Source organism: Stenotrophomonas sp. YJH_SMC_81, assembly GCF_059370875.1.
Genome location: NZ_JCAFUB010000010.1, coordinates 1 through 26607, shown reverse-complemented (window position 1 = coordinate 26607; position 26607 = coordinate 1). Strand labels below are relative to the sequence as shown.

The 26607-nt window shown below is 67.0% G+C and carries 24 protein-coding genes and 1 rRNA gene; 8 read left to right on the top strand and 17 right to left on the bottom strand.

Annotated elements, in window-relative coordinates; translation table 11 throughout:
• The first annotated feature begins 35 nt into the window (after window positions 1-35).
• The 3 genes from dnaG to AC5P8U_RS16910 are packed head-to-tail and all read left to right on the top strand — an operon-like array spanning window position 36 to window position 3303.
• Window positions 36-1775 carry a DNA primase gene (dnaG, locus tag AC5P8U_RS16920; protein WP_134968965.1) on the top strand — a complete coding sequence of 580 codons (1740 nt, stop codon included), beginning with the start codon at window positions 36-38 and terminating at the stop codon, window positions 1773-1775.
• 27 nt (window positions 1776-1802) lie between these two features.
• Entirely contained in the window at window positions 1803-2303 is a 501-nt protein-coding gene (locus AC5P8U_RS16915; RefSeq protein WP_088496631.1) for a protein tyrosine phosphatase family protein, read from the top strand.
• Between the two features lie 28 nt (window positions 2304-2331).
• Window positions 2332-3303, top strand: coding sequence for a bile acid:sodium symporter family protein (locus AC5P8U_RS16910; protein ID WP_065179432.1), 972 nt, complete (start codon window positions 2332-2334; stop codon window positions 3301-3303).
• 115 nt (window positions 3304-3418) lie between these two features.
• Here AC5P8U_RS16910 and AC5P8U_RS16905 read toward each other — a convergent pair whose 3' ends face one another.
• From AC5P8U_RS16905 to AC5P8U_RS16885, 5 genes are all read right to left on the bottom strand, one after another.
• Entirely contained in the window at window positions 3419-4225 is an 807-nt protein-coding gene (locus tag AC5P8U_RS16905) for a calcium-binding protein (protein ID WP_439426534.1), read from the bottom strand.
• A gap of 141 nt (window positions 4226-4366) precedes the next feature.
• Window positions 4367-5260 (bottom strand): heme o synthase, encoded by an 894-nt coding sequence (gene cyoE, locus AC5P8U_RS16900; RefSeq protein ID WP_447897543.1) that lies wholly within the window; start codon window positions 5258-5260, stop codon window positions 4367-4369.
• A gap of 4 nt (window positions 5261-5264) precedes the next feature.
• Window positions 5265-6428, bottom strand: a complete 1164-nt coding sequence (locus AC5P8U_RS16895) for a COX15/CtaA family protein (RefSeq protein ID WP_111201297.1) — start codon at window positions 6426-6428, stop codon at window positions 5265-5267.
• 10 nt (window positions 6429-6438) lie between these two features.
• Window positions 6439-7008, bottom strand: a complete 570-nt coding sequence (locus AC5P8U_RS16890) for a redox-active disulfide-containing membrane protein (RefSeq protein WP_069140018.1) — start codon at window positions 7006-7008, stop codon at window positions 6439-6441.
• A gap of 103 nt (window positions 7009-7111) precedes the next feature.
• A complete protein-coding gene (locus AC5P8U_RS16885) occupies window positions 7112-7828 on the bottom strand; it encodes an SURF1 family protein (protein ID WP_072169022.1) in 717 nt (238 codons plus the stop codon).
• Between the two features lie 57 nt (window positions 7829-7885).
• On the opposite strand from AC5P8U_RS16885, the gene AC5P8U_RS16880 reads away from it, so the two are divergent.
• Complete coding sequence (locus AC5P8U_RS16880; RefSeq protein ID WP_049416782.1) at window positions 7886-8104, top strand: twin transmembrane helix small protein; 219 nt, start codon at window positions 7886-7888, stop codon at window positions 8102-8104.
• A gap of 20 nt (window positions 8105-8124) precedes the next feature.
• On the opposite strand, the gene AC5P8U_RS16875 is transcribed toward AC5P8U_RS16880, so the two are convergent.
• From AC5P8U_RS16875 to AC5P8U_RS16850, 6 genes are read right to left on the bottom strand one after another with little or no spacing between them, the layout of a single operon-like run.
• Window positions 8125-9000 carry a cytochrome c oxidase subunit 3 gene (locus tag AC5P8U_RS16875; RefSeq protein WP_005407793.1) on the bottom strand — a complete coding sequence of 292 codons (876 nt, stop codon included), beginning with the start codon at window positions 8998-9000 and terminating at the stop codon, window positions 8125-8127.
• 13 nt (window positions 9001-9013) lie between these two features.
• Entirely contained in the window at window positions 9014-9604 is a 591-nt protein-coding gene (locus tag AC5P8U_RS16870; protein WP_053498717.1) for a cytochrome c oxidase assembly protein, read from the bottom strand.
• Window positions 9601-9837, bottom strand: a complete 237-nt coding sequence (locus tag AC5P8U_RS16865; protein WP_032953854.1) for a hypothetical protein — start codon at window positions 9835-9837, stop codon at window positions 9601-9603. Before AC5P8U_RS16865 ends, AC5P8U_RS16870 begins: the two co-directional genes overlap by 4 nt.
• Window positions 9838-9845: 8 nt before the next feature.
• Window positions 9846-11453 (bottom strand): cytochrome c oxidase subunit I, encoded by a 1608-nt coding sequence (gene ctaD, locus AC5P8U_RS16860; RefSeq protein ID WP_005407790.1) that lies wholly within the window; start codon window positions 11451-11453, stop codon window positions 9846-9848.
• 59 nt (window positions 11454-11512) lie between these two features.
• Complete coding sequence (gene coxB / locus AC5P8U_RS16855; RefSeq protein ID WP_188241550.1) at window positions 11513-12469, bottom strand: cytochrome c oxidase subunit II; 957 nt, start codon at window positions 12467-12469, stop codon at window positions 11513-11515.
• 11 nt (window positions 12470-12480) lie between these two features.
• On the bottom strand, window positions 12481-12957 hold the full coding sequence (locus AC5P8U_RS16850) for a DUF2244 domain-containing protein (protein ID WP_021202927.1): 477 nt from the start codon (window positions 12955-12957) through the stop codon (window positions 12481-12483).
• 274 nt (window positions 12958-13231) lie between these two features.
• On the opposite strand from AC5P8U_RS16850, the gene putA reads away from it, so the two are divergent.
• A complete protein-coding gene (gene putA, locus AC5P8U_RS16845) occupies window positions 13232-16450 on the top strand; it encodes a bifunctional proline dehydrogenase/L-glutamate gamma-semialdehyde dehydrogenase PutA (RefSeq protein WP_188241549.1) in 3219 nt (1072 codons plus the stop codon).
• 118 nt (window positions 16451-16568) lie between these two features.
• Here the strand turns inward: putA and AC5P8U_RS16840 are convergent, their stop codons facing one another.
• From AC5P8U_RS16840 to AC5P8U_RS16830, 3 genes are all read right to left on the bottom strand, one after another.
• Entirely contained in the window at window positions 16569-17642 is a 1074-nt protein-coding gene (locus tag AC5P8U_RS16840; protein WP_188241548.1) for an AAA family ATPase, read from the bottom strand.
• A complete protein-coding gene (pnuC, locus tag AC5P8U_RS16835; protein ID WP_188241591.1) occupies window positions 17629-18228 on the bottom strand; it encodes a nicotinamide riboside transporter PnuC in 600 nt (199 codons plus the stop codon). The genes AC5P8U_RS16840 and pnuC overlap by 14 nt, the downstream gene beginning before the upstream one ends.
• Before the next feature lie 134 nt (window positions 18229-18362).
• Entirely contained in the window at window positions 18363-19790 is a 1428-nt protein-coding gene (locus tag AC5P8U_RS16830; RefSeq protein ID WP_005414995.1) for an outer membrane protein transport protein, read from the bottom strand.
• 227 nt (window positions 19791-20017) lie between these two features.
• Here AC5P8U_RS16830 and AC5P8U_RS16825 point away from each other — a divergent pair, with 227 nt between their 5' ends.
• Window positions 20018-20710, top strand: a complete 693-nt coding sequence (locus AC5P8U_RS16825) for a rhomboid family intramembrane serine protease (protein ID WP_053498727.1) — start codon at window positions 20018-20020, stop codon at window positions 20708-20710.
• A 60-nt stretch (window positions 20711-20770) separates the two neighbouring features.
• Here the strand turns inward: AC5P8U_RS16825 and AC5P8U_RS16820 are convergent, their stop codons facing one another.
• Both AC5P8U_RS16820 and AC5P8U_RS16815 read right to left on the bottom strand, forming a co-directional pair.
• Complete coding sequence (locus AC5P8U_RS16820) at window positions 20771-22231, bottom strand: S41 family peptidase (protein ID WP_188241547.1); 1461 nt, start codon at window positions 22229-22231, stop codon at window positions 20771-20773.
• A gap of 108 nt (window positions 22232-22339) precedes the next feature.
• Window positions 22340-23638, bottom strand: coding sequence for a murein hydrolase activator EnvC family protein (locus AC5P8U_RS16815; RefSeq protein WP_227838021.1), 1299 nt, complete (start codon window positions 23636-23638; stop codon window positions 22340-22342).
• Window positions 23639-23733: 95 nt separating this feature from the next.
• Between AC5P8U_RS16815 and AC5P8U_RS16810 the strand changes: the two genes are divergently transcribed.
• Window positions 23734-24396: a DUF4097 family beta strand repeat-containing protein gene (locus AC5P8U_RS16810; protein ID WP_072169012.1), complete on the top strand. Its 663-nt coding sequence runs from the start codon at window positions 23734-23736 to the stop codon at window positions 24394-24396.
• An 86-nt stretch (window positions 24397-24482) separates the two neighbouring features.
• Window positions 24483-26192 carry a M28 family metallopeptidase gene (locus AC5P8U_RS16805; protein ID WP_447897591.1) on the top strand — a complete coding sequence of 570 codons (1710 nt, stop codon included), beginning with the start codon at window positions 24483-24485 and terminating at the stop codon, window positions 26190-26192.
• A gap of 317 nt (window positions 26193-26509) precedes the next feature.
• Here AC5P8U_RS16805 and rrf read toward each other — a convergent pair.
• A 5S ribosomal RNA gene (gene rrf, locus AC5P8U_RS16800) occupies window positions 26510-26607 on the bottom strand; the annotation flags it as partial.

Here is a 26607-nt window from a genome sequence, read left to right as displayed (position 1 = left end):
CGCGTGGTCCTGTACCGCGCCCTGCCCTGCTGCCCATGGCCCGTATCCCCGACGCTTTCATCGACGACCTGCTGGCCCGCACCGACATCGTCGAGGTGGTGGGCAGCCGCGTGCCGTTGAAGCGCCAGGGCAAGGAATACGCCGCACGCTGCCCTTTCCATGACGAGCGCTCGGCCTCGTTCACGGTCTCGCCCACCAAGCAGTTCTATCACTGCTTCGGCTGCGGCGCGCACGGCACCGCGATCAGCTTCCTGATGAACTACGACCGCCTCGAGTTCCTCGACGCGGTGGATGAACTAGCCAAGCGCGCCGGCATGGAAGTGCCGCGCAACGAGAATCCGCGCAGCCCGCAGCAGCAGGACGACAGCCGCGAGCTGTATTCGGCACTGGATGCCGCCGCCCGGTTCTTCCAGAAGAACCTGGAAAGCAGCGACAAGGCACGCAGTTACCTCGATGGCCGTGGCGTGGACGAAGAGAACCGCGCGCGCTTCCAGATCGGCTACGCGCCGGACGGCTACAGCGGCCTGCGCGACGCGCTCGGCAAGGACGAGCGGCGCATGAAGCTGCTCGACCGCGCCGGCCTTTTCTCGAAGAACGACCGCGGCCACGTCTACGACAAGTTCCGCGACCGGGTGATGTTCCCGATCTTCGACCGCCGTGGCCGGGTGATCGCCTTCGGTGGCCGCGTGTTCGAGAAGGACGACGGCCCCAAGTACCTCAACTCGCCCGAAACCGCGCTGTTCCACAAGGGCCGCGAACTGTACGGCCTGTGGCAGGTGCGCCAGGCCAACCAGAAGATCGAGCGGTTGATCGTGGTCGAGGGCTACATGGACGTGGTTTCGCTGTTCCAGTTCGGCGTCACCCAGGCGGTGGCCACGCTGGGTACGGCGACCACGCCGGACCACGCCGAGCTGTTGTTCCGCAACGCACCGGACGTGTTCTTCTGCTTCGACGGCGACGCCGCAGGCCGCCGCGCCGGCTGGAAGGCGCTGGAGTCGGTGCTGCCGCGCATGAAGGATGGCCGCCAGGCCTTCTTCCTGTTCCTGCCCGATGGCGAGGACCCGGACACCATCGTGCGCAAGGAAGGCGCCGAGGCCTTCAACGAGCGCCTGAAGCAGGCCACGCCGCTGTCGCAGTTCTTCTTCGATGAACTGACCCGTGAGATCAACCTGGGCACGCTGGACGGCAAGGCGCGCCTGGCCGAACGCGCAAAGCCGATGCTGGCGCAGATTCCCGACGGTGCCTTCGGCGACCTGATGAAGCAGCAGCTGGCGCAGCTGACCGGCCTCGGTGGCACTGCCCAGGCCACGCGCGCGCCGATGCCGCAACGCCAGCCACATCGGACGATCCAGCCGGTGGCCAAGCGCAGCCTGGTGCGCGGCGCGATCGCCGTGCTGCTGCAGCAGCCGTCGCTGGCGCTCACCCTGGGCGGAAAGCATCACTTCCAGGGCCTGCGACTGCCGGGCGTGGAGCTGCTGCTGGAACTGCTGGGGCTGGTCGAACAGCGCCCGGACATCAGCACCGGCGCCCTGCTGGAACACTTCGACGGCCGCGAGGAACAGGCGTCGCTGCATACGCTGGCCGCTCAGACGCTGCCCGGCACCGAGGCCAGCTGGACCCAGGAACTGCACGACGCGGTGGCACAGCTGGAGAAACAGCTGCTGGTGCAACGTCTGGAGGAGTTGTTGGCAAAGCAGCGCCAGCAGGGCCTGGACGATACTGACAAATACGAACTGCGCGAGCTGCTGAAGGCCCGCGCCGGGCTGCGCCTGTAGCGGCAGAACGTTTTCACGGAGAGGACCATGCTGCTGCGCCTGACCTGCCTGCTGTTGTTGTCGCTCTGCCTGCCACTGGCGGCCCTGGCCACAGATGGCCCGCTCAATGAAGTCCGCCCGGGCCTGTATGCCGGCGGCCAGCCCTCCGCCGCACAACTGCGCGAACTTGCCGCGCAGGGCGTGCGCACCGTGATCGACCTGCGCCAGCCCGGCGAGGACCGGGGTTTCGACGAAACGCGCGTTGCCGAATCATTGGGCCTGCGCTACGTGCGCATTCCGGTGGCCGGTGCCGAGGGGCTCGATGCCGCCAACGTGCGCGCCGTGCACCAGGCCCTGCGGCAGAGCCAGGGGCCGGTGCTGCTGCACTGTGCGTCCGGCAACCGCGCTGGCGCCGTGCTCGGCCTGGTCAACGCACGCTACGAACATGCCAGCCCCGAACAGGCCCTTCAGCTGGGCCAGCGTGCTGGCCTGACCTCGCTGGAAGCCGCCACCCGCCAACGCCTGGCCACGCCGGTCATCTCGCCCTGAACTCTCCGCACCAAGGACTCTGCCCACCATGACCCGCTGGTGGTCGCGCCTGCGACCGGACAACTTCACCCTCGCCCTGCTGTGCACGGTTGGCCTGGCCTCGCTGCTGCCGATGAAGGGCGCCGCCGCCATCGTCCTTGATGACGTCACCACCGTCGCCATCGCCGCGCTGTTCTTCCTGCACGGCGCGCGCCTGCCGCGCGAGTCGATCATTGGCGGCATGCTGCACTGGCGGCTGCACCTGACCATCCTGGCCTGCACCTTCCTCCTGTTCCCGCTGCTGGGGCTGATGTTCAAGCCGCTATCGGGCTGGCTGCTGACCCCGGAGCTGTACCTGGGCGTGCTGTTCCTGTGCACCCTGCCCTCCACCGTGCAGTCGTCCATCGCGTTCACCTCGATGGCGCATGGCAATGTGCCCGCAGCGGTGTGCAGTGCTTCGTTGTCGAGCATCCTCGGCGTATTCCTGACGCCGCTGCTGCTGACCGCGCTTGCGGGCACCTCCGGTGGCGTGCACGACCCGCTGCATGCGATCGGCGGCATCATGCTGCAGCTGCTGGTGCCGTTCGTGGCCGGCCACCTGCTGCGGCCGTGGATTGCCGGTTGGGTGGAAAAGCAGCGCGCGCTGCTGCGTTACACCGACCAGGGCACGATCCTGCTGGTGGTGTATTCGGCGTTCGGTGAAGCGGTGACTGAAGGCCTGTGGAGCAAGACGCCGCTGCTCTCGCTGCTGGCCGTGGCGGTCGTGGCCGCCGTGCTGCTGGGCATCGCCATGCCGCTGATCACCTTCATCGCCCGCCGCCTGCGTTTCAACCGCGAGGACGAGATCGCCATCGTGTTCTGCGGCTCGAAGAAGAGCCTGGCCACCGGCGTGCCGATTGCCAAGGTGCTGTTCGCCGGCGGCAGCCTCGGCGCCATCGTGCTGCCGGTGATGATCTACCACCAGATCCAGCTCATCGTCTGCGGCGTGATCGCGCAGCGGTACGCGAAGCGCGCGCCCTGACCCGACGGGAGGACATCCACGCATGGCGTGGATCTACTGTAGAGCCGAGCCCGCGCTCGGCTGACACCTGTGATCCGGAGTAGATCCACGCCATGCGTGGATGGTTTGCCTGACGCTACGGATCCACCAGCGTCCCGACGCTCAGTTCCGGCATCCATACCCATAGGTCGTACGGCCGTTCCGCACCGGCAGCGACCCACGGCCCCGTGGCAACCTGCTCTCGAAGTGGCCGCGCCATGCAACCGCCCGCGCATCCCCACGTCTGACCACGTTGCGCGCCCAACCGTACGCTGTAGATATCCAGGTCCCGCAGCTGCGACGCCATCGGATGCATCTGCATTTCTGGCGGCATACCTTGCGGCCTTTGCAGCATCGCGTGCACGTTACCAGTCAGCACCAGCATGCGCGCATTGGCCGGTAGGCCTCGATAGAGCCGCCGCAACTCGGCTGCCATGAGGTCATCGCGTACCTGGTTTCCGCCCTTGCTGGCGTTGACGTCATAGCCAACGACGTCGATCACACGTCCCTGCGACTTCAGCACGCGCAGGCTTTCGATCATTGCCAGCATGTCGCGGCTGCGACGGCCGTCATGCTGGTCATCGCGCAGGGTCCAGAACGCACGCCCGCGCAGATGCTGGCGTGCCTTCTCCCCGCCATCGGAAGCCAGGTAATCGCGCAGCGTGGGGGTTTCCCCGCGTGGCAGTTCCAGCGCCAGCAGGACCGGCCCGGTGCGGCTGTAGCCGTCCACCAGCTGCCGCACCAGCAGCGGCGTCTCGCGGGTTCCATGGAATTCGCCCAGCACCAGCTGGCGATGGTCAGCGGCGTATTGGCGGATCTGCGCGGTAGTGTCGTCGGCATGCGCGGTCACGGCCATGCCCAGCGCCAGCATCAGCGCGGTGGTCCAACGGAAGAACGAGTGCATCCCTGCTGCTTCCTTTCCCTGGGGTCAGGAACAGCAATGGCGACGCCACTGGAAGAGATCAAGTGTAGAGCCGAGCCCACGCTCGGCTGCTCTTCCAATCCCCCCTCAGCCGAGCATGGGCTCGGCTCTGCAGGTGGCGCTTCACAACCAGGGCAGGATCCAGTGGTCGACCAGCAGGAAGGCGAACAGCGCCATCAGGTACACGATGGAGTAATAGAACATCTTCATCGAGAACAGCTCATCCGGCGGGTTGAGCATGCGCCAGGCATACCAGAGGAACACCGCGTTGAGCACGATCGCGCCGCCCAGGTAGAACGCACCGCTCATGCCCACCAGGTACGGCAGCAGGCAGACCAGCGCCAGCACCACCGAATACACCATGATCTGCTTGCGGGTATGCACCACGCCGTGGGTCACCGGCAGCATCGGGATCTCCGCCTTGGCGTAATCCTCGCGGCGGAAGATCGCCAGCGCCCAGAAGTGCGGCGGCGTCCAGATGAAGATGATCAGCACCAGCAGCGACGAGTACGCCCAGTCCGACGAGCCCTGCATGCCGGTCACCGCAGCCCAGCCCAGCATCGGCGGCATCGCGCCGGCCAGGCCCCCGATGACGATGTTCTGCGAGGTCGCGCGCTTCAGGTACACGGTGTAGATCACCGCGTAGCCGATCAGCGAGGCGAAGGTCAGCACTGCAGTGATCAGGTTCACCCACAGCACCAGGATGGTCATCGACAGCGCGATCAGCACGCCGGCGAACACCAGCACCTGCCATGGCTTGACCTTGCCGACCACCAGCGGGCGCCACGACGTGCGTGCCATCTGCGCATCGATGTGCGCATCCAGCAACTGGTTGATCGCGGCGGCCGCCGAAGCGGCCAGCCAGATGCCGAGGAAGCCGAGCAGGCCGGCGCGCACCTGCTCCCAGCTGGGCACGCCCGGGATAGCCAGGACCATGCCGACCAGGGCAGTGAAGACAATGAGGGCGACGACCTTGGGCTTGGTCAGGTCCCAGTACTGGCGGTAGTTGGAAAACATGGAATCAGTCCGGGGCGCGCAGGCGGGCCAGCAGGCTGACCAGCACGAACAACAGGGCAACGGCCACGCCGTTGTGGGCCACGGCCACTTCCAGTGGCAGCGCCAGCTTCACATTGAGGATGCCGAGGGTGACCTGCAGCACCAGCAGCGCGATCAGCGCGCTGGCCCAGCCGCGCATGCTCGGCAACCGGAACAGGCGCACGCCCAGCCACAGCAGGTAGATGGCCACCACCACCGCGAACAGGCGGTGCGCCATCTGGATGGCGATACGCGAGGCGCCATCCAGCACGCCGCCTTCGTAGTCCACGCCGATGCCACGCCACAGGGTGAAGCCTTCAACGAAGTTGTGCTGCGGCCACCACTGGTTGGCACAGCGCGGGAAGTTGTCCAGCGATGCACTGCCGCCGCCGCAGGCCAGCGCCGCGTAGTTGGCACTGACCCAGCCGCCCAGTGCGATCTGGGTGACCAGCACCGCCAGGCCGATGCGCAGCAGCCACTTCAGCTTCGGTGCCTCGGCCAGGGTGATCGGCATGTGCGTCGCACGCCAAGCCATCCAGGCCAGCAGCGCGAACATCAGCATGCCGCCCAGCAGATGGCCCATCACCACGATGGGTTTGAGCAGCAGGGTCACCGTCCACATGCCCAGCAGGGCCTGGAAGATCACCACCGCCAGGGTCAGCAGTGCAGCGCGTGCCAGGTCGATGTTGCTCCAGCGCAGCGCGGCGATCAGCAGGATCGCCTCGCCGACCAGAGCCAATGCGCTGGCGGTGCCATGCCAGCCCATCATGTACAGCGGTATGCCAGCGGCCACCAGTACGCAGGCGGTCACCACTGCCGTGGTCCCAAAGCGGCGCTTGCGCGTGGCCAGCAGGGCCAGGGTCAGGATCTCGATGCCCAGCGCGCCGGCCAGGAAGCGGTGCACCTGCTCACGCCAGGCCTTGTGGGTCTCCAGCGGGCGGATCTCCGCCGCCGGGTGGCCGATGGTCTCTTCCACGTGCTGCGGCCAGGTGGCCTGGCCATAGCAGGTCGGCCAGTCCGGGCAGCTCAGGCCGGCATCGGACAGGCGTACGAACGCGCCGAACATGATCGTGCTCGCGGTCATGATCATGGCGAACCACGCCAGGCGGTGGAAATTGCGGTGCAGCGCCGGACGCGCGGAAAGGCTCATCAAACGGGACTCACTTCAGTTTCAGCAACGTGGCCATGTCCTTGCGCAGGCCACCCAGGTCACTGCCGGGGGCATGGCGCATGATCACGAAGCCGTTCGGATCGATCACGTAGACCGGCAGTCCCGCCGGATCATCGACGCCCGGCAACGCCGCGCGCAGGGCTGGCGACGGAGCCAGCGGCCGCAGCGCGGGCAGCGAGGCGATCGACGCCGGTGGCGTACCCAGCCACAGGATCTCGACATTATCGGCGTTATGGCCGAACAGCTGCCACACCTTGCCCAGCCCCTGCGACAAAGTGACGCACTGCGCGTCGCAGGCACCGGCCGGTGCCACCAGCAGGCGCCAGGTGCGGGCCTCGGGGTTCCAAGGATAGGGCTGGCCACTGGCCAGGGTCGGCGCCTGCTGGCGCAGATCGACCGGCGGCTTCAGCAGCTGTCCCGCATTGCGGTGGCCGGTGGGCTGCCAGCCGGAGAAGCGCAATACCGCGGCCAGCGCCATCGCCCCGAAGAACACGGCAAACAGCAGCACCAGGGTCCGGCGGCCGGAGCCGCGCGCCTGCGGGGACGTAGCAGTGTTCATGCGGGGCATTTTCTCATGGTTGGGTAAACGATGCCGGTAGTGCCGGCCGCTGCCCGGCATCCAGGAATCCGGGAATCCGGGGATTGCCGGCCAGCGGCCGGCACTACCGGGCGATGGGCCGTCTCCTGCGCCGCTCCAGCACCAGCGCCACCACCAGCACGGTCAGGGCCAGGCCGAACCACTGCACGGCGTAGCCCAGGTGTCGCTGAGGCGGCAGCGTGTTCGGCAGCAGGTCCAGATCGCGCTCGTCGCCGAAGGGCAGCGCCGGGTCCAGTCGCAGGACCCGCTCGGGCAGCGTTGGCAGGCCCAGCGCTGCGGCGAGGCCCTCGGCCGGCAAGCGGCTGGCCAGCCAGCGCCCGGCCTCACCGGTGGCGGAGAACGCCGGGCCCAGTACCAGCCCCGCCGAAGGCGGTGGCGCCAGCAACCCGCGCACCGCCACCGGCGAAGGCGGCGCCGGTATGTCCGGCAGCGTGCGATCCGGCGGCAGCGCGCGCCAGCCAAGATCGACCAGCAGCACGCTGCCTTCGTCACTGCGGAACGGGCGATAGATCTTTACGCCGGCACGGCCATGCCGGGTCTGGTTGTCCAGCAGCACCACGCCAGGCAGGAAGCGGCCGTGATCGGCCACACCGTGCAACGCGCCGGGGGCTGCCAGGGCCTGCGCCAGCGGCAGCGCCTGAGCCACCGCTGGCCCCTGCGCATCCAACATTGACTGTTTGGCATGCATGCGCTGCAGCTGCCACAGCCCCAATGCAGTGAAACCGGCCATCGCCAGCACGGCCAGCAACCATCCGATCACGCGTGTGTGCTGGCGCATCATGACAAGTCCGCGCAAACGCGGTCAGATAGGCGCACCCACCCTGCCCTCGAGCCGCGCATGAGTGATTCGCTGAAGACCCTGCTGGTAATCGCGTTTCTGATCGTCATCGTCTGGAACCTGGGCGCCGGCCTGTATTACCTGCTGGTCGACCGCGGCCAGACCAAGCGCACGGTCAACGCACTGACACGTCGCATCGCGGTGTCGGTGGCGTTGATCGTACTGGTGATCGTGAGCATCTACATGGGCTGGATCAAGCCGCACGGCGTCGGCGGCTGAGGCCACCGATGCGTGCGTGGTCAAAGCACGTAGACGAACAGGAACAGCATCAGCCACACCACGTCGACGAAGTGCCAGTACCACGCGGCCGCTTCGAAACCGAAATGGTTGTCGCGGGTGAAGTGTCCCTTGGCCGAACGCAGCCACATCACGATCAGCATGATCGTGCCCAGCAGCACGTGCGCGCCGTGGAAGCCGGTCAGCATGAAGAATGTCGAACCGTAGATACCCGAACCGAGCGTCAGGTTCAGCTCCTTGTAGGCGTGGATGTACTCCTCCGCCTGCAGGGTCAGGAAACCGAGGCCGAGCACCACGGTCAGGCCCAGCCAGATCAGCAGCTGGCGGCGGTTGCCGGCCTTCAGCGCGTGGTGGGCGATGGTCAGGGTCACGCCGGAGGTGAGCAGGATCAGCGTATTGATCAGCGGCAGGCCCCAGGCCGGGATGGTCTGGAAGGCACCACCGATCGCCGCAGGGCCATTGGTCGGCCATCCGGCGGAGTAGCCCTGCCAGAGCAGCTCGTTGGTCATCACCCCGCGGCCTTCGCCGCTCAGCCACGACAGGCCCAGGTTGCGGGTGTAGAACAGCGCGCCGAAGAACGCGCCGAAGAACATCACCTCGGAGAAGATGAACCAGATCATCCCCATCCGGAACGAGCCATCGACCTGGTGGTTGTAGTTGCCGGCCTGCGATTCGCGCACCACGTCGCTGAACCACCAGAACAGGGTCAACACCAGCATCGCGATGCCGATGTAGAACGTCCAGCGCCCCCAGCTGGCGTCGTTGAGCCAGCTGGCCACGCCCACCATGGTCACCATCATCGCGATGGAGCCCACGAAGGGCCATTTGCTCTGGGCCGGGACGAAGTACACGTTGGCGTCGGTCGGTGTCTGGGCCATGTCGGTATCCGGGTCAGGGTGCGGCGTGCGCGCCGTCCGAGGTGGCGGCCGGGGCCAGCCGATCGGACAACGCGTCGTTGCGGTAGAAGGTGTAGGACAAGGTGATCGTCTTGATTTCCGGCGGCAGGTCCGGATCGACGATGAAGCGCACCGGCATGTCGCGCTTCTCGCCGGCCTGCAGCGTCTGCGCGGTGAAACAGAAGCACTCGGTCTTGCTGAAGAAGCCCGACGCGCGTGCCGGCGCCACCGAAGGCACCGCGCTGCCAACGACTGCCTGCTGGCTGTCGTTGCGGGCGAAGTACAGCGCCTCGTTGAGTTCGCCGGGCACCACGTCCATGGTCAGCTGCTCGGGATGGAACGACCACGGCAGGCGCGAATTGACGCCGCCATCGAACTCCACCCGCACGGTACGCTTGCCAGCTGCAGCACCCGTACTGGCTTCACCACCCGGGCCGCGTTCCAGGCGCACGCCGAATACCTTCTCGCAGGCAATGCGGTACAGCGGCACCAGCGAGAAGGTCAGCAGGAACACCGCCACTGCCACGCCGATCAGGCGCGGCAGCCCGGCACTGGGTGACCGCGTGCTGGCCGGTGCCTCGCTCATCGGCCGATCACCCCGCTGAGGATGAAGCCGACGTAGACCAGCACCGCGATGGCACCGACCCACATCGCCGTGCGCCGGGCACGCTGGCGTTGCTGTTCGATGCTTCCGCCCTGGTAGGGCCGACCGCTGGTCGGCTGCTCTTCGTAGTTGTAGAGCCGAGCCATGCTCGGCTGCTTTTCGTCAGCCGAGCATGGCTCGGCTCTACAGGTCTGCAGTGGGCTCTCGTTATGCATGCCCCACCTCAATGCGTGATGTCGTCATGCGCCAGATCGCCCGGGCGGATGGTCGGCGGCGTGGTGAAGGTATGCGCCGGTGCCGGCGATGGCAGCGTCCACTCCAGCCCGCGCGCGCCTTCCCAGCTGCGTGCTTCGGCCTTCTCGCCGTTGCGCAGCGAGGACAGCAGGATCGCGGCCATCATGAACGGCGTGACGAACATGCCGAACGCACCGATCGAGCTGATCAGGTTCCAGTCGGCAAACGCTACGCTGTAGTCCGGAATGCGACGCGGCATGCCGGCCAGGCCGAGGAAGTGCTGCGGGAAGAACAGCAGGTTGACGAACACGATCGACCACCAGAAGTGCACCTTGGCCCACTTCTCGCTGTACATGCGCCCGGTCCACTTCGGCCACCAGTAATACACCGCCGCGATCAGCGCGAACACCGCGCCGGTCACCAGCACGTAGTGGAAATGCGCAACCACGAAGTAGGTGTCGTGGTACTGGAAGTCGGCCGCCACGATCGCCAGCATCAGGCCGGAGAAGCCACCGATGGTGAACAGGATGACGAAGGCCACCGACCACAGCATCGGCGCCTCGAACGTCAGCGAGCCCCGCCACATGGTGCTGACCCAGTTGAACACCTTCACGCCGGTCGGGATCGAGATCAGCATGGTGGCGAACATGAAGTAGATCTCGCCGCCCAGCGGCATGCCCACGGTGAACATGTGGTGGGCCCAGACGATGAACGACAGGAACGCGATCGCGGCGGTGGCGTACACCATCGCCTGGTAGCCGAACAGCGGCTTGCGGCTGAAGGTCGGGATGATCTCGCTGACCACGCCGAAGGCGGGCAGGATCATGATGTAGACCTCGGGGTGGCCGAAGAACCAGAAGATGTGCTGGTACATCACCGGGTCACCGCCACCGGCGGCATTGAAGAAGCTGGTGCCGAAGAACTTGTCGGTCAGCAGCATGGTCACCGCACCGGCCAGCACCGGCATCACCGCGATCAGCAGGAAGGCGGTGATCAGCCAGGCCCAGCAGAAGATCGGCATCTTCAGCAGGTCGATGCCCGGCGCGCGCATGTTCAGCACGGTGGCGATGATGTTGATCGCACCCATGATCGAGCTGATGCCGGCCACGTGGATGGCGAACACGCTGAAGGCCACGTTGTAGCCGCCCTGCAGCGACAGCGGCGGATACAGCGTCCAGCCACCGGCCGGTGCACCACCCGGCAGGAACAGCGTCAGCAGCAGCAGGCTGAAGGCCACCGGCAGCAGCCAGAACGACCAGTTGTTCATGCGCGGCAGCGCCATGTCCGGCGCACCGATCTGCAGCGGGATCATCCAGTTGGCCAGGCCGACGAACGCCGGCATCACGCCGCCGAAGATCATCACCAGCGCATGCACGGTGGTCATCTGGTTGAAGAACTCGGGCTTGACGAACTGCAGGCCCGGCTGCGCCAGCTCGGCGCGGATCACCACGCTCATCGCCGCACCGATGATGAACATGATGAAGCTGAAACCCAGGTACAGCGTGCCGATGTCCTTGTGGTTGGTCGAGAAGAACCAACGCTCGAAGAAGCTCTGGTGGTGATGGTGATCGTCGTGCCCAACTGCCGAGTGCGCCATTGCAAAACACCTCTCAGAATCGGTTGTCACCGCGGCCGCGAGCGGCCGCGGGCTTTACATCACGCGCCGCTGGCCGCAACCGCAGGTGCGCGGCCGGCTTCGGCAGCAGCAGGTGCCGCCGGTGCTTCGATCGCAGGGGCAGCCGGTTCTGCAGGTGCCGCAGGGGGGGCGGGTTCGGCAGCCGGCGCCGGCTTGCGCTGCGCCAGCCACTGTTTGAAGTCCTCCTTGGACACCGCCTCGACCACGATCGGCATGAAGCCGTGGTCCTTGCCGCACAGCTCGGCGCACTGCCCGCGATACACCCCGGGCTGCTCGATGCTGGTCCAGGCTTCGTTGATGAAGCCGGGGATGGCGTCCTGCTTCCAGCCCAGCGCCGGTACCCACCAGGCGTGGATCACGTCGTCGGAGGTGATGACGAAACGCACCTTGGTATCGACCGGCAACACCAGCCGGTTGTCGACGTCCAGCAGGTAGTGCGGATGGCTTTCGCGGGTCGGCACGATGCCACTTTGCCGCACGCGGTCGGACTCGCGGTCCAGGCGGCTGGTGAAGGTGACGTTCTCGCCGAGGTATTCGTACTTCCACATCCACTGGTAGCCGGTGACCTTGACCGTCATCTCGGCATCGCGGGTGTCGTACATCTTGATCAGGTTGGCCGTGGCCGGCCACGCCATCACGATCAGGATGATCACCGGGATCACCGTCCAGATGATCTCGGCCTTGGTGTTGTGGCTGAAGGTGGCCGCGACCGCGCCCTTGGATTTGCGGAACTTGAAGATGGCGTAGGCCATCGCCCCGAACACGATGACGCCGATCACCGTGCAGATGATCAACGACAGGTTGTTCGATTCCCAGGCCAGGCGCGAGGTCTGGGTCACCCCCTTGCCCATGTTCAGCTGCCACGGCTTGGGATCGGCCGCCTGGGCCCAGGCCGACGCCGGAATCAGTCCCCCGGTCGCCAGCATCGCGGCGACCGCGTTCACGCACTTCGTGCCCCACCTGCTGCTTTGCTTCATTGCCTAGACCCTTAGCGTCGTCGGTTGCCGCCATCGCTGGCGGCGAGCAAGCTTTCAAGTGTCTCTGCGAGCGTCTGGCGTTCGGCCGGCGCGAGGAAACTCCCCACCTCCACCTGCCGGCCGCTGGATGCCAGCCGGACCCTCTCATCGTCGGTGAGCAGGCGCACCCAGTGCGGGTGGGCCCGGAACACCGGCGATCCACCGGGTACGGGGATGACCTCCACGTACGCCGGCACTACCCGGATCTCCTCCTGCCGTTCACCGCTGCGCCACAAGGCACGCAGCGCCGCTGCCAGCACCAGGCTGTACAGCAGCGCGAACAGGGGGGCGAATGCATTGCCGGCCCACCACCCGAGGGCGGACACCAGCCACATCGCACCCGACAACACGGTGAACAACAGGACGAACTGCCGGGCATCGAGCGCCCGTGGGGGACGCAGCCGCAGCTGCGTACCTGACCCATCCGGAGCTGGAAGCACCTCGATCATGTCGCAACCGCGTTCCTGCCGCGGGAAACGTCTCGATGGTAGCCCCGCCCTCTCGCAGGTAGCAAGGGTGCATTCACACATTTTCCGATGCTGCAACACAGCATGAGGTCGGCGGCACGAATGACGAATTCAGCACAAATTTTTCCGGGTTTGCTGAACACGCCGAATCCACCACGGTTAATAGCTATCAGCCCTTCATGAAGGTGTCTGCGGGGCACTTCCGGAACCCGCAAAAATGATTAAAATCGCCAAGTTTTCCACTGGCCGGACCGGCATGAACGCACCTTCCTCCTCCCCTGCCGCCCACGACGCCCCGCGTCCGGGCGCGCTGCTGTCGCCGGAACTGCCGGCGCCCCCCAACCCGTTCCGCCAGGCCATCACCGATGCCTGGTTGAAGGACGAGGCCAACCACGTCCGCGAGCTGCTGGCGCAGGCGCGCCTGCCCGCCGAGGAACAGGCCAGGGTGCAGGCGCTGGCCGCCGACCTGGTCGGCCGCGTGCGCGTGCGTGCCAAGGACCAGGGCGCGATCGAAGCCTTCATGCGCCAGTACGACCTGGGCAGCGAAGAAGGCGTGCTGCTGATGTGCGTGGCCGAGGCCCTGCTGCGCATTCCGGACCAGGACACTGCCGACAAGCTGATCCGCGACAAGCTGGCCGATGCCGACTGGGAAAAGCACCTGGGTGGCAGCGACTCGGTGCTGGTCAATGCCTCCACCTGGGGCCTGATGCTGACCGGCAAGCTGGTGCAGATGAACGACGCCACGCGCGCCGATGCGCCCAGCGCATTCAAGCGCCTGGTCGGCCGCGTCGGTGAGCCGGTGGTGCGCCTGGCCGTGCGCCAGGCGATGAAGATCATGGGCCACCAGTTCGTCATGGGCCGCACCATCAGCGAAGCGCTGGCGCGCTCGCACAAGGGCGACAACGCCAGCTACCGCTACTCGTTCGACATGCTCGGCGAAGGCGCGCTGACCATGAAGGACGCGCTGCGCTATCTGGAAGACTACCGTCGTGCGATCCACGCCATCGGCGGCGATCACAAGGCCCGCGGTGGCCGTCCGGACGGCGACGTCAACAACGCTCCGGGCATCTCGATCAAGCTGTCGGCGCTGTACCCCCGCTACGAGCACGCCAAGCGCGAGCGCGTGCTGAAGGACCTGGTGCCGGGCGTGCTGGAACTGGCGCAGCTGGCCAAGAGCTACGGCATCGGATGCACCGTCGACGCCGAAGAGTCCGACCGCCTGGAACTGTCGCTGGACATCATCGAGCAGGTGTTCTCCGACGCCTCGCTGGCTGGCTGGGATGGCTTCGGTGTGGTCGTGCAGGCCTACCAGAAGCGCACGCCGTACACGATCGACCACCTGGCCGACATGGCACGCCGTGCCGGTCGCCGCCTGCAGGTGCGCCTGGTCAAGGGCGCCTACTGGGATGCCGAGATCAAGCGTGCGCAGATCGAAGGCTACCCGGGCTACCCGGTGTTCACCCGCAAGCAGAACACCGACGTGTCCTACCTGGCCTGCGCCAAGCGGCTGTTCACCCATGCGGACGCGATCTACCCGATGTTCGCCACGCACAACGCGCACACGATCGCGGCCGTGCGCAGCATCGCCAACGGCGGCGTGTACGAGCACCAGAAGCTGCACGGCATGGGCGACGACCTGTACGCCGAAGTGGTGCCGGCCGACCGCTTGAACCTGCCCTGCCGCGTGTACGCCCCGGTCGGTTCGCACGAAGACCTGCTGCCGTACCTGGTGCGCCGCCTGCTGGAAAACGGCGCCAACTCCAGCTTCGTCAACCGCATCACCGACGAGCGCGTGCCGATCGCCGACCTGATCCGCGATCCGGTCGAGATGGTCGCCTCGTTCGAATCGATTCCGCATCCCAAGATCCCGCTGCCGGTTGACCTGCTGCGCAGCCAGAACCACGACAGGAAGAACTCCATGGGCGCCAACCTCGCCAACGACAACGAACTGCGCGCCCTGGCCGAGCAGCTCAACGCCGCCGTGAAGCCGTGGCAGGCCTCGCCGCTGGTACCGGGTGCCAACCCGGCCGGCGCCGCGCTGCCGGTGACCAACCCGGCCGACACCCGCGAGGTGGTCGGCCAGTGGCTGGCCGCCGATGCCGCCACCGTGCAGAAGGCCCTGGCCAACGCCGTGGCTGCGCAGCCGGCCTGGAACCGCACCCCGGCCGCCAGCCGCGCCGCCATCCTCGAGCACGCTGCCGACCAGCTGGAAGCGCGCATGCCGGAGTTCATGGCGCTGTGCGTGAAGGAAGCCGGCAAGAGCCTGCCCGACAGCATCGCCGAAGTGCGCGAAGCCGTGGATTTCCTGCGCTACTACGCCAAGCAGGCGCGCGAGCAGTTCAGCCACGCCGAGAAGCTGCCCAGCCCGACCGGTGAATCCAACGAGCTGCAGCTGCACGGCCGCGGCGTGTTCGTCTGCATCAGCCCGTGGAACTTCCCGCTGGCGATCTTCCTGGGCCAGGTCGCCGCTGCTCTGGCCGCCGGCAACAGCGTCATCGCCAAGCCGGCCGAGCAGACCAACCTGATCGGCTACTACGCGGTGAAGCTGCTGCACGATGCCGGCGTACCGGCCGAGGTGGTGCAGTTCCTGCCGGGCGACGGCGCCACCGTGGGTGCGGCGCTGACCGCCGACCCGCGCGTGGCCGGCGTGGCCTTCACCGGCTCCACCGAGACCGCCCGTGCGATCAACCGTGCGATGGCCGCGCGTGACGCCGCCATCGGCGTGCTGATCGCCGAGACCGGTGGCCAGAACGCCTTCATCGCCGACTCCTCGGCGCTGCCGGAACAGCTGGTCAAGGACGCGATCGGTTCGGCCTTCACCTCCGCCGGCCAGCGTTGCTCGGCCGCGCGCGTGCTGTTCGTGCAGGACGACATCGCCGACAAGGTGATGACCATGCTGGCCGGCGCGATGAAGGAGCTGAAGGTTGGCAACCCGGGCCTGCTGTCTACCGACGTCGGCCCGGTGATCGATGCCGACGCGCTGAAGATCCTGCAGGACCACGCCGAGCGCATGGACCGCGAAGCGCGCCTGATCGCCGCCGCCGAGCTGTCCGCCGAAGCCGCCAATGGCACCTTCTTCGCACCGCGCGCGTATGAACTGAAGGACCTGGGCCAGCTGCAGAAGGAAGTCTTCGGTCCGGTTCTGCACGTGATCCGCTGGAAGGGCGACCAGCTCGACGCGGTGATCGACCAGATCAACGCCACCGGCTACGGCCTGACCCTGGGCGTGCATTCGCGCATCGACGAGACCGTTGACCGCATCAGCAACGGCGTCCATGTCGGCAACGTGTACGTCAACCGCAACCAGATCGGCGCGGTGGTCGGCGTGCAGCCGTTCGGCGGCCAGGGCCTGTCCGGCACCGGCCCGAAGGCCGGCGGCCCGCACTACCTGCTGCGCTTTGCCACCGAAAAGACGGTGACGGTGAACACCACCGCCGCCGGCGGCAACGCCTCGCTGCTGACCCTGGGCGACTGATCGCCTGCTTGGTGCGGCAAACAAGAAACCCCGCGAATGCGGGGTTTTTTGTGCTTTGCTTCCTGTAGAGCCGAGCCCACGCTCGGCTTTTCCGGCACAGCCGAGCGTGGGCTCGGCGCTACAGAGGCAGGGCGACACTGAACCGGTTGTCCGCACGCTTCGCCAGCTCACGCTGTACGCGCGCGATGCGCGTCTCCAGATCGCCTTCCAGCAGCACGTATTCGACGCCCCGCGCCTGCAGCTCGCGCACGTACCACGCATGCTGCTGCGCCCGGAATGCTTCGCCCACCCGTGTGCCGTCCTGATCGAACGGAATATCCGGCGCGCACACGAACAGCAGGTCATATGGCCGCAATGCAGCCTGCCGCAGTGCCTCCGGCGCCGTACCAGACATCCAGCCGCTGTAGCCCAGCGTCACCAGCGGCGTGGTATCGCAGAACAGCCAGCGATGCGCCCGCCGCGCGCCCTCGTCTTCATGCTGCGGTTGGGTCATTGCGATGCAAAGCAGATCATCCGGCATCAGGTCGCCGCCCTGCTGCTCCCAGAGCGTGCGGCCATACTCCGGCACCCAGGCGGTCTGCAGGCGCTCGGCCATCACCCGCGCCAGCGTGGTCTTGCCACTGGACTCGCCACCAATGAAGGCCACGCGCTGCACGTATCCGGCGTACACCTCCGGTGCGAGACCATGGCGGTGCGCATGCGGATCGGCGCGCAGCTGGGTGCCACACGCCTGCCCGACGTCCAATGCGCGTTCGAGCCGCTCATGGCGTACCGGCGCACCGAAGTGCGTGGCCAGCGCCTGCGCGAAGCCGTCACCGTAGTCCTCGCCGGTGAATACCGCCTGCACCGGGCCACCAAACAGGTGCTGGCACAGCCAGGCGGTGAACTCGCGCTGCACGTGCTCGCTGTCGCTGTCGCGCGGCAACACGCGTGGCGGCACGCCATGTTCGGCACACAGCGCTGCCAACCGCGCATCATCCAGCACCGCCACCGTTGCCCGGGGGAAGCGCGCACGCAACCAGCGTTCGCGGCGAGCAGCGCTGTAACCGGCAAAACCCGGCTGCGACCAGCCGATCACCAGCAACTGCCGGCAGCGCGTGGCGGCGAAGTCGATCAGGCGTTCGTGGCCGAGGTGCAGCGGGCAGAACTTGCCCACCACCAACCCCCGCGCGACGCGCTCAGGCGGCGGCATCGGCTGCCTTGGCCTCGGTCCGCATCAGATGGCGCCAATGGCACAGGGCGACCAGCGCGTTTATCCAGAAACCGATGTAGAGGATCGAGGTCAGATGCAGGCCACGGCTGTAGTACAGCGGCACTGCCACGGTGTTCACCAGCAGCCACACCCACCACGATTCCAGCTTGCGCCGCATCATCAGGATCTGCGCGATCACGCTCAGCACCAGCACCGCCGAATCGATGTAAGGCGCATAGGCGTTGGTCAGTCGGGTCAGCATCCAGCCGTAGCCGAACGTGGCCACCATCGCCAGCGGCGCCAGCCAGGCCCACGCACGCGGCCGCAGCGCAGTGATCGGCAGCGGCGCGCCATGGTCGCCGCGCAGCCACTGCCACCAGCCCAGCACGCTGATGGCGATGAAGAAGAACTGCAGCACCATGTCCGCATACAGGTGCGAGCGCTCGAACACGGCCGCAAACAATGCGCAGCCGACGATGCCCAGCCACCAGGTGTGCACGTTGTTGCGACCAGCCAGCAGGATCGAGCCGGCGACGGCGATATTGGCGGCCAGCTCCAGCTGGAAGTTCGGGTCGGACAGGTTCATCGCACCATTGTCGCGTAGATCCACGTCCTGCGTCGTCGGACCCGTAGATCCATGCCATGCGTGGATACCCTCCGCAAAAAGAAAGCCCCGCTTGCGCGGGGCTCTCCTCGTACTGCTTCAGGCAATCGCCCGAATCAGAACTTGTACTGCATCGACGCCGCCAGCACGTCGCCGCTCACCTTGTACTTGCCGGTCACGGTGTTGGCAGTGGCCGAGGTCGAGGTGATGTTCGGATCCTTGGTGAACAGGTGGGTGTAACCCACGCTGTATTCCATCTTGTCCGAAGCGGCGTAGGTCAGGCCCAGCGACAGCCACTTGCGGGTGGTGTCCGGCACGCGCACGTCACGGTGGGCGTCGGTGGTCGGGGTCTGGTCGTACGCCAGGCCGCCACGCAGGGTCAGCTTGTCGTTCACGCGGAAATCGGTACCGATCGACGCGAAGGTGGTGTCGCGGTAGTGGAACGGCAGCACGCTGTCCGGCTGGTTGGAGTCATAGTCGACGGTGACCTGGTCGAACTTGCTCCACGCCGTGCGCGTGACCTCGGCCATGATCTGCCACTGGTCGTTCACGCGGTGGGTGAAGCCCACGGTGGCGCTGGCCGGCAGGGTGATGGTGGCGCGGCCGTTGCTGTCGATGAAGGTACCCGGGGCGGCAGTGGCCAGGAAGGCGGCAGCGTTCTGCGGGATGGTGAAGTCGGCCTTGCCGTCGGTGATCTTGTGCTCGACCTTCGAGCGGTAGCTGAAGGCGATGTTGGTGCCTTCCACCGGGGTGACCGTCATGCCCAGGGTGTAGCCGACCGACACTTCGTCGCCCTTGATGCGCAGGTAGCCATCGGCGGTGCCCGGCGAGAAGCCGAGCTGGGCGGCCTGGCGTGCAGCGGCCTGCGACGCCGCCGCAGCCTGGGCTGCGGTGCCGCCTGCAGCCAGCACACGCGCCGCAGCGGTGCGCTGGGCCGTGGCGTTGATCGCGGTGCCGGTATCGACAGCGCTGGTCAGGTCGACGTTCAGGCGCTCGGCGAACACCGAAGCACCGAACGACAGGTACGGGTTGACGTCATAGGAGAACGCCACGCCCAGGTCGATGGCCTGCAGCTCGGTCTTGACGCCGTTGTAGCGGCCGACCCAGTCGCGGTCGTATTCGGTCTTGAAACCGAACGGCACGGTCAGCGAAGCACCGAAGTGCATGTTGTCGTTCTCGCCGAACGGCACGTGGAAGTACGCGGCCGGAACCGGGGCGATCATGCCGGCGTCGCCGCCGTTGCCACCGGAAATCGGCGCGCCGTTGCCGTACTGGCCCTGGCCGCGGAACTTGGCGCCGAAGCTGATGGCGCTGACGTCGCCCTGGACCAGGGTGCCGTCGAGCAGGCGCATGGAGGCCGGGTTGGTGGCGATGACCGAGGCGTCACCTTCGGTCGAGGTGGAGCCGGCGAACGCGCGGCCCAGGCCCTTGGCGCTGTTTTCCTTCAGCTGGAAGGCGGCAGCATTGGCATCGGCGGCGGCCAGCGCACCGGCAACGCCGACGGCCAGCAGGGTCAGTCGGGCAATGGTGGAAGCGGTTTGCATCGTAGTTCTCTCTCTCCGGTAAGCGGTGATGGTGCTCTGAGTGCGCCTGCGCCCGCCGGGTCCTGGGACCCATCGGAGCGCGCCGGATTCCCCTCCCGACATACGACGCCGTATGCGAGTATTACCCAGACCTGTTAATGAAACAATAACAGCGCAGGCGGTTTTTTCGTCTCAAAAGCTGAACAGGACCATCCCCACCGAAAGTGGCCGCACGCTAGGCTATTGGCATGTTCGTCTCGCTCCCGTCCCGCAAGAAGGCGGCCCTGCGCTGGGCCACGCCCGTGCTGTTCGCGTCATTGTGGCTGGCATTCCTGTGGTCGATCTCGCGTCCGGACGATGCCCGCGGCAGCCTCTGGCTGGACTGGGGCGCCCTGTCCACCGGTCTGACCCACCCGCTGGACTGGTGGGCGACCCTGCAGGACGGCAGCGTGCTGCGCCTGTTCACCGCCCTGTTCCTGCACGCCGACTGGTCACATCTGCTGGGCAACCTGGTGTTCCTGCTGATCTTCGGCCTGCCCGCCGAGCGGGTGCTGGGGCCGTGGCGGCTGCTGCTGCTGTTCCTGGTCGGCGGCGCAGTGTCGAACCTGGTCGCGATCTACACCATGGGCAGCCCGGACCAGATCATCATCGGCGCCAGCGGCGCGGTGTCGGCCCTGATCGGCGCCTATCTGGCCCTGTTCCCGGGCGCGCGGCTGGGCGTGGTGATCCCGCTCGGCCTGTTCCTGGAGTTCGTGCGCGCCCCGGCGTACCTGCTGATCGGCGTCTGGGCGGCGCTGCAAGTGGTGTTCGCTCACATCGGCCCAAGCTTCGGCATGGTGGCCTGGTGGGCGCACATCGGCGGCTTCGTGTTCGGCGTCGTGTACGGGGTCTATGTACGCGCCGCGATCGCGCGCCGCCTGCGCAAGCGGCACGGCTTCTGATCCAGGTAGAGCCGGCCGCTGGCCGGCTCCACGCTCACCCGCTCGTTCGTAGACCAGGAATCAAGGCTTGGCCGGCACAGGAGCGGGCTTGGCTTCCGGCGTGCTGTCTGCCTTCGGTTCGACCTTCGCCTCCGGCTTGGCTTCGGGCTTCACCGCAGCGGCCTTCGCGGCCTTGGCGGCATCCGCCTTCGCGGCCTCGGCCTTCAACCGTGCGGCCACCGAACCGGGGTTCTTCAGCTCGGCCAGCGCGTCGTTGATCGGGCCGTCGCCCGGCAGCACCGCACCGGCGTGGTAGCCCTCGGTGCCTTCGTCATCGCCGCGCAGATGGCCCGGCAGTGTCGCTTCGCTGTAATCGCTCAGACTGGCCGGCAGGGCATCCTCCGCCGGAGTGGCGGCGGGCTTCAACTCAACATCCGGCACGATGCCGGTGGCCTGGATCGACTTGCCGCTGGGCGTGTAGTAGCGCGCGGTGGTCAGCTTCACCGAATCGCCGTTGTCCAGCGGCAGCACGGTCTGCACCGAGCCCTTGCCGAAGGTGCGGCTGCCCACCACGCGGGCGCGCCTGTTGTCGCGCAGCGCGCCGGCCAGCACTTCCGAGGCGCTGGCCGAACCGGCATCGGCCAGTACCACCACCGGTGCGCCCTTCAGCAGGTCGCCCGGGGTCGCGTCGAACCGGGCATCGCTGATGCTGATGCGGCCACGGGTGCTGACGATGTTGCCCTTGTCGAGCAGATCGTCGGCGACCTGCACGGCGGCCGTCAGCAGGCCACCCGGGTTGCTGCGCAGATCCAGCACCAGGCCCTTGAGCTGGCCACCGGACTGCTTCTGCAGCTGCTGCACGTGCTTCTGGAAGTCCGAGCCGGTATCGGCCTGGAAGGTGCTCAGGCGGATGTAGCCATAGCCCGGCTCGAGCAGGCGGCTGCGCACGCTGGTCACGCGGATGGTCTGGCGGGTCAGGCTGACATCGAACGGCTTCGGCTTGCCGTCACGCACGATGGTCAGCACCACCTTGCTGCCGGCCGGGCCGCGCAGCGGTTCACTCGCATCGATCGCGCTGATCGGCTTGCCGTCGATGGCGATGATCAAATCGCCGGCAAGGATGCCGGCCTTGGCTGCCGGCGTGTCGTCGATCGGCGCGATCACCTTCATGCTGGCGTTGTCCGGCTGCTGCTGCAGCTCCACGCCGATGCCCTCGTAGGCACCGTTGGCCTGCTCGTCGAAGGCCTGCGCGTCTTCCTTGTTGAAGTAGGTGCTGTGCGGATCAAGGTCGAGCAGCAGGCCACGCACGGCTGACTGCATCAGCTTCTTGTCATCGACCGGGTCGACATAGGCGGCGCGCACCGCGTTGTACACGGCCACGAAACGGCGGATTTCCTCCAGCGGCACCTTCGAGGTCACCGCCTCCTCGCTGTTCGCTGCCTGCCCGCTGGTTTCCTGGCTTGGGGCGGGCGCGGTCTGCTGCGCCCAGGACAGCGCTGGCAACAGGGCCAGCAAGAGGGTGGCGGTACGGGCTGCGCGCATGGATCACTCCTGTCGACGGTGGCATGGTGCCCAAGGCACATGCACCGATTATGCGCGAAGCACAGCTAAATTCCCGTTGAATCCGGCCCGCATTCGGCGGGCCAGGATTCAGCGCCGCTGCAGCCAGCTGTCCGGGTTGACCGGCTGCCCGCCACGGCGCAGCTCGAAGTACAGCGCGGTGACGCCCTGGCCGCCGGAATTGCCGACCTTGGCCACGGCATCGCCGCGGCTGACCCGCGCGCCAGCATCCTTCAGCAGGGTGTCGTTATGCGCGTAAAGGCTCATGTAGCCGTTGCCGTGGTCGACGATCAGGATCATGCCGTAGCCGGTCATCCAGTCGGAGAACACCACGGTGCCATCGGCCACGGCCGTGACCGTGCTGCCGGCTGGCGCGCCGATCAGCACACCGTTGCTGGTGCGCCCATCGGGCAGCTTGCCGCCATAGCGGGCCAGCAGGTTGCCGGACAACGGCCAACCCAGGCCGCCGACCTTCGGCGCCGGTGCCGACGCCACCGCAGGTGGAACCTTGGAGGGCGGCGGTGGACGGCCCTGCGCGGCGGCCTGGCGTGCGGCGCGCTCGGCAGCGGCTTTCTCGGCGGCGGCCCGGCGTGCAGCGGCGCGCCGCTCGGCTTCGGCCCGCGCGGCAGCGGCACGCAGGTTGGCCAGCAGCGTTTCCAGTGCTTTGGCGTCCTGGCCCAATGCCTGTTCCTTCTCGCGCTGGTCCTTGAAGCGCTCTTCCAGCGAGGCAACGGTCTTTGCGCGATCGCGGCGGTCCGCTTCCAGGGCGGCTGCCTGCTGTTTCTGGTCCTGCTGCGTCCCCTGCAGCTTCTGCTTGCGCTCGGCGATCTGCGCCTGCAGCGCTTCCAGTTCCTTCAGGTCGGCGGTCAGCGTGGTGATCCGCTGCGCACGCTCGCGCTGCAGGTAGCGATGGTAGGCCAGGGCGCGGTTGGCATCGGCCACCGTGTCCTGCGACAGCAGCAGCTTCAGCGGTGCGTGGTTGCCCAGCTGATACGCCGCGCGCAACAGCCCGGCCAGTTCGCGGTGCTGCTGGGCCAGGTTGCCCTGCAGCGTGCTGCGGCGCTGCTCGGCTTCGGCGAGGGCGCGGCCCTGCTCGCGCAGCGCGGCTTCCGTCTGCGCAAGTGCACGACCGGTGCGGGCTACCTTCTCGTCGGCCTCGCGCAGCTGCCGCGACGCCTGCCCGCGCTGGCCCTCGATCTGCCGTCGCTCCTGCGCCACGCCCTTCAGTTCGGTACGCAGTTTCTGCAGCTTGCGCTCGGTCTCGCGGGTGGTCTGCGCACCGCTGGGCAGCGGCAGGGCCAGCGCAAACGCCAGCCCCAGCAGCAGGCAGCGACCGCCGCGGGCAGCGGCGATGTGATGTCGGCGTGATGGGAAGGCGTTGTCGCGCAAGGGCTTTCCAGTGACTTCAGGCAGTTGCGGGGGCTACCGGGGAATGGTGACATCTCCGCACGCGGCCTGCCAGCCGCACATCCATCGAGGTCGCCATGAAAACTCTTTCCATTCCGCTGCTGTTGGGCGTACTGCTGGCCACCGGGCCGGTCTGTGCGCAGGAGAACATCAGCAAGGTCAACGGCAGCATCAGCGCCGAACCCGGGCAACGCTACGGCAAGCTGGACACCGTCAACGGCGGCATCCGCGTCGGCGAGGGCGTCGAGACCGGCAGCATCGACACCGTCAACGGCGGGGTGAAGGTCGCCGACCGCGCGCGCACCGGCAAGATCGAAACGGTCAACGGTGGTGTGCGCCTGGGTCGTGAAGTGATCGCCAGTGGCGGCGTCAGCACCGTCAACGGCAGCATCTTCACCGATCGCGGCAGCCAGATCGAAGGCGGCGTCGAGACCGTCAACGGCGGCATCGGCCTGGTCGAGAGCCGCGTCGGCAAGGACGTGGAGACCGTCAATGGTGACATCACCGTCGGTATCGGTTCGCAGGTCAGCGGCGGTGTGCATGTGCGCAAGCCGAACTTCAGTGTCTCGCTGACCGCCAGCCGCAAGCCGCGCGTGATCATCGGCCCGAATGCGGTGGTCACCGGCCCCCTGCAGTTCGAACGCGAAGTGGTGCTGTACGTGCATCGCTCCGCTCGCATCGGCCCGGTGACCGGTGCCGAGCCAATCCCGTTCGACACCGATACCGCCCCGGCGGACTGAACCCGCCGGACCTGCCGGTTCGGTAATACTCACTGTTACCGGTCGCGCATCAGGTGCGGCCGCCCTTTGTTCTCCAGGAATCGACGATGCCCCGCAAACTCCTCCTGTGCCTGGCCGCCGCGGCCGCGCTCAGTGCCTGCAAAGGCGAAAACACGCCCGCCGCCGCGCCGGCCACCGACACCGCTGCGGCGAAGCCGGCCGCCCATTCGTTCTCCCCGGAGATCAATGCCGGCGACTTCGCCGAGATGGTCAAGACGCTGGCCTCGGATGAGTTCGAAGGCCGCGCGCCGGGCAGCAAGGGCGAAGAGCTGACGGTCAACTACATCCGCGACCAGATGCAGCGCATCGGCCTGCAGCCCGGCAACGGCGACAGCTGGTTCCAGGATGTGCCGATGACCGAGACCACGGCCGACGAATCGACCGTGCTGAAGATCACCCAGGGCGGCAAGACCACCGAGCTGAAGTTCGGCACCGACATGGTGGTGGGTACCCGCACCGGCCAGGCCGAGGTAAAGGTCGATGCCAGCGACCTGGTGTTCGTCGGCTATGGCGTCGATGCGCCGGAGCAGAAGTGGAACGATTACGCCGGCCAGGACTGGAAAGGCAAGACGGTCGTCATGTTCGTCAACGACCCGGGCTTCCACGTCGAGGACGAGAAGCTGTTCGACGGCAAGCGCATGACCTACTACGGCCGCTGGACCTACAAGTTCGAGGAAGCCGCGCGCAAGGGCGCCGCTGCTGCACTGATCGTGCACGACACCGCCGGCGCCTCCTACGGCTGGGACGTGGTGAAGAACTCCTGGGCGGGCCCGCAGTACGACCTGCCGGCCAAGGATGACCCGGAAGCGCGCATTCCGGTGCAGGGCTGGCTGAGCGCCGACGCGGCCAAGGCACTGTTCGCCGGTGCCGGCCTGGACCTGGCGCAGGCCTACAAGGACGCCAGCAAGCGCGGTTTCAAGCCGGTGCCGCTGAAGGCCACCGCTGCGGTCGACCTGAAGAGCCAGATCGCACAGAAGCAGTCGCGCAACGTGGTGGGTGTGCTGCCGGGTAGCAAGCGCGCTGACGAGGCGGTGCTGTACATGGCGCACTGGGATCACCTGGGCAAGCATGAGGGCGAGACCGGCGACAACATCTACAACGGCGCCGTCGATAATGCGACCGGCGTCGCCGGTATTCTCGAAGTGGCCGAAGCCATGGCCCACCAGGACCCGAAGCCGGAGCGTTCGGTGGTGTTCCTGGCCGTGACCCTGGAAGAATCCGGCCTGCTGGGTTCGAAGTACTACGTCGCCCACCCGACCTTCCCGCTGGACAAGATCGCCGGCGTGATCAACATCGATGCCATGTCGGTGGCTGGCCGTGCCAAGGACGTGACCGTCACCGGGTTCGGCAGCTCGGAGCTGGAGGACATCCTCAAGCCGTTGGCCGCCGCCCAGGACCGTACGCTGCACGGTGAGACCTCGGTGCAAAGCGGCTTCTACTTCCGCTCGGATCACTTCAACTTCGCCAAGGCCGGTGTGCCAGCCCTGTACGCCGATGGCGGCGAGGACCTGCGCGAGGGTGGCGTGGAAGCGGGCCGCAAGGCCGCGGCGGACTACGGCGCCAACCGCTACCATGGCCCGAAGGACGAGTTCGACGCCGCCACCTGGAAGCTGGATGGCACCGTCGAAGACCTGCAGCTGATGTACGGCGTGGGCAAGGAACTGGCCGGTGGTGATCGTTGGCCGAACTGGTATGCAGGCAACCCGTTCAAGGCGTCCCGCGACGCGATGATGAAGGACAAGGCTTCGGCCAAGTAAAGTCGGGCCATGCTCGACTGAGCACTCTTGAGAGCAGAGCGGCGCCCCACGGGGCGCCGCTTTTCTTTTGCGTACCGTCGGCGGCAGATCCACGGCTGGTGTGGATCTGCCGGTAGTGCCGGCCGCTGGCCGGCAATCGATTCGTAGCGGCCAACCTTGGTTGGCGCCATGCTTCCTCGTGGACGGCATCCACGCAGGGCGTGGATCTAGCGGGCGATGTAACGCCATCGGGTTGCCGGCCAGCGGCCGGCACTACCCACGTTTCCTGCGCCCAAAGAAAAACCCCGCTGCGTCAGCAGCGGGGTTTTGGGTGTAAACCCTGGCGATGACCTACTCTCGCATGGCTTGAGCCACACTACCATCGGCGCAGCTGCGTTTCACTTCCGAGTTCGGGATGGGATCGGGTGGTTCCACA